The organism is Candidatus Borrarchaeum sp., assembly GCF_019058535.1.
GTDB lineage: Archaea > Asgardarchaeota > Sifarchaeia > Borrarchaeales > Borrarchaeaceae > Borrarchaeum > Borrarchaeum weybense.
This window is the reverse complement of record NZ_JAHPYX010000069.1, coordinates 1-6,664: the sequence shown is the minus strand read 5'-3', so window position 1 is coordinate 6,664 and position 6,664 is coordinate 1. Positions and strand designations below refer to the sequence as shown.

Annotated in this window: 4 protein-coding genes; 2 read left to right on the top strand and 2 right to left on the bottom strand. The window is 38.7% G+C overall.

Annotated elements, in window-relative coordinates:
• A partial coding sequence (locus QVB70_RS03765) for a thiamine pyrophosphate-dependent enzyme (RefSeq protein ID WP_287583536.1) occupies positions 1 to 311 on the bottom strand: 311 nt, incomplete at its 3' end.
• A 124-nt stretch (positions 312 to 435) separates the two neighbouring features.
• Between QVB70_RS03765 and QVB70_RS03760 the strand changes: the two genes are divergently transcribed.
• Entirely contained in the window at positions 436 to 966 is a 531-nt protein-coding gene (locus QVB70_RS03760; protein ID WP_287583534.1) for a DNA-binding protein, read from the top strand.
• 31 nt (positions 967 to 997) lie between these two features.
• On the opposite strand, the gene QVB70_RS03755 is transcribed toward QVB70_RS03760, so the two are convergent.
• A complete protein-coding gene (locus tag QVB70_RS03755; RefSeq protein WP_287583532.1) occupies positions 998 to 3,280 on the bottom strand; it encodes a DEAD/DEAH box helicase in 2,283 nt (760 codons plus the stop codon).
• A gap of 382 nt (positions 3,281 to 3,662) precedes the next feature.
• On the opposite strand from QVB70_RS03755, the gene QVB70_RS03750 reads away from it, so the two are divergent.
• On the top strand, positions 3,663 to 6,664 hold a 3,002-nt coding region (locus QVB70_RS03750), incomplete at its 3' end, for a PAS domain S-box protein (RefSeq protein WP_287583530.1).

The following is a 6,664-nucleotide window of genomic DNA, read 5'->3' as shown; positions in this document are numbered from 1 at the left end:
GTCCCTCCTCTACCTCTACAGCATCCTGTTACCTTGCCTAAGATTTCAGCAGCTGTCACATTCATTGGTGCGCCTTTCGCAATAGTATGTGCATGTGCCCGATGAGTGCTTGTTACTAAATCTTCTTTTATTAGATTTGCGCACACACCAACTGCTACAGCTTCTTGACCAGTAGAAAGGTGTAGTGTTCCAGGACATAACCCTCTAGCATAGAATTCGCCCATCTTATCATCAAAAAGCCTCACTCTTACCATTTCTCGATATAATTCAACCAATTTTTCATTGCTTATGGCTTCTTCTAATTCTATCACCCTCCGACAGAAGTTTAATATACACTAAAAAATGTAATGATATAATAGTATGTAAATGGTTTATAAGAATTGATATTGTGGATAAAAAAATGTAACTTACATGAATCTCCGGGAGGGAATCTGCATGAGCGTGAAAGAAGTTCCTTTTAAAGAGGCTTCTGGCGAACTCAGCAGTACAATCCGTTACCAAGCCGCCGCTGGTAAACTCGGTAAAGTAATTATTGGTCGACTATTACCAGGCACTGATGTTATTGAAGGAATAGAGAAAATATGCAAAGATTATAGTATTAAATCAGCCTTTGTAAGCCTATCAATAGGAAGTTTGCAAAAAGCAACATTTATGTTGGCAATGGCGAAAGAGGGTACCAAGTTAGGAATCGTTTATACAGAACCTATTGAAGTACCAGGACCTATTGAGTTTCTCAGTGGTCTTGGAGTAGTTTGTGAAGGAGGAACAGAAGGAGAATTGGAAACTCATTTTCATGCGACATTTAGTAACGAGAAAAAAGAAGTCTACGGCGGTCACCTTGTAAAAGGTAAAAACCCAACTCTAGCTACAATTGATCTTTCAATAATTGAAGTCCTGGGTGTTAGATTAGGTAGAAAATTTGATGAGGAAACTGGGTTCGTCCTTATTTCTCCAGAATCAATATAATGAAAATTATATCCGCTAGGTTGAAAAAGAATTACAATAACCGAAGAAGTTCTTCCAATATTAATAATGCGCCTTTTTTATCAAGAGGTTCATTGTTATTGCCACACTTAGGAGACATAATACATGCAGGACACCCATCCTCACATTCACAATCACTTATCATTTCATATGTAGTCTGCAAGAATCCTGTATCTAATAACTTATAGATTTTTTCAGCAATGCCAATCCCAAATTCGTAACCGTCGTAAATGAAAATAGCAGCTTTCTTTTCATCTTCGTGATATGGACTAGAGACACCACCTATGTCCCATCTGTCGCATAACGCGTACATGGGTGCCATTGCAATCATGGCATGCTCACAAGCATGAATAGCCCCCTCAAAATCATACCCACTCTCGGCTACTTTCTGTTGAATCCATTCTGGAAGTGTGAAATAAACGGCAACTGTCTGAAACTTCAATGGAGGTAGATCAATAGGTCGCCTCCCGATTATGACATCATAACGCTTTATCACATAAGAATGATAGAATTCAGTGACTTCTACATCAGCAACTTTCAATTCGAAGCCTAAACTAATTTCCTTTTCTTCTGTGATTTTCAGTATTTGAATATCTGTTTCTTCTAACGGATTTGTATGAAGTTCAACATCTTCTTTTCTAACCGACGCAATCATTTTTTCGAGATCAAGGTTCTCTACGACATAGGTTTCTCCCTGATGAAGTAAGACTGCACCTTTATAGGCCTCTCTATAAGCCTTTGGTAAATCCATTGTTTCAAGCAATTTACCATTATAATGAACGTAAACCATCTTATTTGAGATATTGTTTATGTTAACTACCTCAGTAGCACGCATCTTACCTGAATAGACATATCCCCTCGGAGTCTGCGTGATCAATTTGTGACGTTGCAAAGCATCTAATGATTCTTCAAATTTCAAACCGAAATACTTGTCATCTTCTAATTTGGCAATTGGAAGTTCAGCGGAAGCGCACATTAAATGACCAAGCACAACATATGGATTTTTTAAATCAATTACAGCATGTTCTGGTGAACTTCCAAAAAATTTTTCTGGATGTTTCATAAAGTATTGATCAAGAGGGTTTGAAAACGGTACTAAAATTGCCAATGAATCATCCATTCCTCTTCCTGACCGTCCGGCTTGTTGCCATGTTGAAATTATAGTTCCTGGATACCCAGAGATAATAACGGCATCAAGCGAACCAACGTCGATTCCAACTTCGAGAGCAGTTGTTGAAGTCACACCTAGTAATTCCTTATTTTTCAAGCGTTGCTCAATATCTCTTCTTTCCTCTGGAAGGTATCCTGCCCGATAAGGACTTATTCGATCTGCTAAGAACTCACTAGCTAGATCTTCAGATAGAGCCTCTCTTGTCCACCTTGCAATTAATTCAGCCATTTGACGGGAAATTGTAAAGCACAGAGTCTGGATACTGCTTTTAACACTTTCAGTAAGTAAAAACATAGTTTCTTGGTGAGTTGAGCGTCTTATGCATTTAGCCTCATCGCTATAGGGAGGATTCCAAAAAACAAAGAACTTTCTTCCTCGGGATGATCCGTCTTCTGAAATAACTACACATTTTTTCCCGGTAAGATTAAAAGCTTGTTCTTCAGGATTCGCTATAGTAGCGCTAGAGAGAATAAACTGTGGAGATGAGCCATAATAATCACATATCCGAAGAAGTCTTCGAAATAGGAAGGCGCAATTAGCACCGAAAACACCTCGATAAGTATGAGCCTCATCAATCACGATAAATTTCAATCCCTGAAAGAATTTCTTCCATTTTGAATGCCAAGGAAGATATTGATGTATCGCATATGGATTGCTTAAGATCATCCTTGATTTTTGTCTAATATTGGGACGTGCTTGGGATGGTGTATCACCATCGTAAACACTTGCTTTTGTTTCTATGCTAGTTTCACTTTCAAATTGTGATAAGATCATTAGTTGATCATTAGAAAGAGCTTTTGTTGGATACAAAAATAATGCTGTAGAATTGGCATTTTTCCAAAGTTCTTCAAAGATTGATAGAGTATATGCTAAGGTTTTTCCGCTAGCTGTTGGTGTCGTAATTATTATATTATTTCCTCTTCGAATTTCATTTATCGCTTCTGCTTGGTGAATGTAAAGTTGCATGCTTCTTTTGTTGAGAAAACTTTGAAGAGGCAAGCCGAGTGGAAAATCGAGTGATCCATACTTTGGTTCTTTTTTTGGAAGTGTTTCTGTATGTACAATTTGTCCTTCATAATCTGAGGTTTCCTTTAATCCTCTAAGAAATATCTCAATTGAACTCATCATAAATTTCACAATAAATTGTTTGAAGAATAATTCTTGATTTCATAAAAAAGTCTATTGATTTAAGGAACTATTTTTTTCCACAATTGTTTTCTATTTACTGTTTATTGTTATTAAATTAACCATGGCTATAATATAGGCGCATTAAGAATGTCTCAAATCATATAAGGACAAAATCGCTTAATTTTCTCATCTTTCCTTTTTTTCTTATCATTTTTTACTTATTTTTGATATTAGGGTCGTTCTTAAGATACATTCTGTCCGCTAGTTCTGCGAAATACTGTCTGCATAAAATGTAAAAATGAGTATTACGTGTTTCTCTTAAAGATTTGCAGCCCTTGACAAAATTTAAAAATTATTGCCTAATTGGGTGAAAAACAAGTTGAACGATCACGATAAAACAAAAGAGCAACTTATCGAAGAATTAATAGAAATGCGTCAAATTGCTGCTAATTTGAAGACACTTGAAAATATGTATAAACAAACTGAAGAAAAACTTCGAGATTCGGAAGAGAAATATCATATAATGGTCGAGAATGCCAATGAACCTATCTTTGTAGCACAGGATGGGATAATTAAATTCGCAAATCAGAAGGCTATTGAAGTATTTGGGTATCAATTAGATGAATTGACTTCAAGACCTTTTGTGGATTTTATTCATCCAGATGATCGAGAGATTGTTATTGAACGTCATATAAAAAGACTCAAAGGTGCTGAAATTCCCCATGTCTACCCTTTCAGAATTATAAACAAAAACGGAAATGAAATATGGGCCGAAATCAACGTAGTTCTTATCAAATGGGAGGAAAGACCTGCTACTTTATTTTCAATAAGAGACATAACCGAACGTAAACATACAGAGGAATTATTGAAAAAATCGGAAGAAAAATACGCAACTATCGTAGAACAGGGAAACGACGGGATCGCTATTGCTCAGTATGGGATGGTAAAATTTGTAAACAAAAAGTTGCTTGAGCTTTTTGGCTATTCGTTAGAAGAAACACTTGAAAAACCATTTCTTGATTTTATTGCTCCAGAATATCGAAAAATAGTTATGGAACAATATAAAAATAGGCTCGCTGGAGAGAATTTTCAAACTAGATACGAATTAGCAATCAATACAAAAGATGGTAGGAAGATACCCGTTGAAATAAATGCCAGTTTGATTGAATATGAGGGGAGAACCGCAGATTTAGCGATAATACGAGACATTAGCGAGCGTAAGCGGTCAGAAAAATCACTAAGAGAATCTGAAGAGAAATGCCGTAAGTTGATCGAGCTGTCCCTATATGGAGTATTAATTATACAAGACCAGGGTATCGTATTCGCTAATCCAGCATTCGCTAAGATTCTTGGCTATACAATGGAGGAATTGTTAGCTTTTTCGCCAGAAGAAATGAGGATGCTTGTACATTCAGAGGATCGAGCACTCGTTGAAGTGAGGATACGAGATCGCTTTATGGGGGAATCAGTGCCTCAACGCTACTCTTTTCGTATGATCAGGAAGGATGGCTCAACAAGGTGGCTAGAATCATCTACAAATCTTATCAATTATCTTGGAAGACCTGCTGTACAGGGTATTTTGGTAGATATTACCGAACGCAAACAGGCAGAAGAATTACTTAGAGACTCCGAGGAAAAATTCAGGCAGCTTGCAGAGCAGTCACCAAACATGATTTTCATTAATAAGAAGAGTAGGATAGTATACGCCAATAAGAAATGTGAAGAAGTTTTGGGCTATACACGGGAGGAATTCTATTCACCTGGTTTTGATTTCCTTTGTTTGATTGCCCCAGACTATAGAAACTTGATACTTTCAAGGTTACATACACATATGGAGGGCGATGAGATCGCGCCCTATGACTATGCTCTTGTCACCAAAGATGGTAAGAGAATTGAGGCAATAATCACTAGCAAATTAATAGAATATGATGGAGAGAGGGCGATCCTTGGGATAGTAACTGACATCACTGATCGAAAACGGACTGAGAAAGCGCTGGAGCAGCGGGTGCGAGAACTGGATCTGCTGGATAAGGCGCGCTCATCCCTAGCTAAAGGTCTAGATCTACCGAAGGTCATCCGTACCGTTGTTGAGGGCATTGTCGAGACGTTCGGCTATACTCTGGTCAGCCTCTACTTGCGTAAAGGTGATATATTGATACTTCAACATCAGATGGGTTACCACAAAGAAATCTCCGAAATTCCGATAACAAAGGGGGTCTCTGGCCGCGTTGTTCGTACCGCAGAACCTGTGTTACTCGAAGATGTTCGCACCGATCCCGAGTTCCTAGGGGCTATTGAAAATATCGCCTCTGAGATCTGCGTTCCGTTGTTCGACCAAAATGAGGTAGTGGGCACTTTAAACGTTGAGAGCAAAGCGGGTAAACACCTAACGGAAGCTGACTTGCGCCTTATGACAGCTCTGGGCGAATACGTTAGTGTTGCCATCGGAAAAGCCAGACTTTACGATGCAGCGCAACGGGAAATCGCCGAGCGCAAGAAAATAGAGAGTCAGTTAATTGAATCAGAAAAAAAATATCGTATGTTAATTGATCAGTCGCTCCAAGGTATTACAATTTTACAGGACGGCTTTATTAAGTTCGCTAATCCAGCATTCGCAGAGATCAGCGGATATACGATTGAGGAACTACTGAATTTTTCACCCGAAGACGCGAGGGCACTTGTGCACTCAGAGGATCGGGAAATTGTGCAAGAATGGATAAGAGATCGATTTATGGGCAAGCCAAGTTCTTTGCGTTACGATTTTCGAATAACCAGAAAAGATGGGTCGGTGAGCTGGCTGGACGCATCTGTTACTCTTATTGAATATCAAGGAAAACTCGCTAATCAGGTCACCTTTTTAGATATTACAAAGCGTAAATATGCTGAAGAAGAAATGAGGAAATATACTGAAAACTTGGAAAAACTCGTTGAAGAGAGGACATCGGAACTCATGGAGTCAGAGGCCCGTTATCGGGGGTTATATGAGTCCTCCATAGATGGCATCGCCTTCACAAATATGGAGCAAAAGATAGTGGACTGTAATCAGGCCTTCGCGGATATGCTCGGATACACTAAGGAGAAACTGTATCAATTAAGCCTATGGGACATCACGCCCAGTAAGTGGATTGATATGAACAAAAAAATCTTTTCTAAAGAAGTGTTTGCGAAGGGTTATTCCGATGAGTACGTAAAAGAATACATCAAGAAGAACGGAACAATCGTCCCAATCTCTGCAAGGTCATGGGTCATCAAGGATAAGGAAGGCACACCCACCGGATCATGGGGCATCGTTCGTGATATCACAGAACGGAAGAAAGTTGAACAAATGCAGTCACAATTCATCAATGTAGCTGCACACGAACTTCGAACTCCATTAAGCGC

Excerpts from the sequence above, each read along its gene's own strand:
- QVB70_RS03760 (WP_287583534.1), top strand. The coding sequence starts at position 436 with ATGAGCGTGAAAGAAGTTCCTTTTAAAGAGGCTTCTGGCGAACTCAGC.
- QVB70_RS03755 (WP_287583532.1), bottom strand. The coding sequence starts at position 3,280 with ATGAGTTCAATTGAGATATTTCTTAGAGGATTAAAGGAAACCTCAGAT.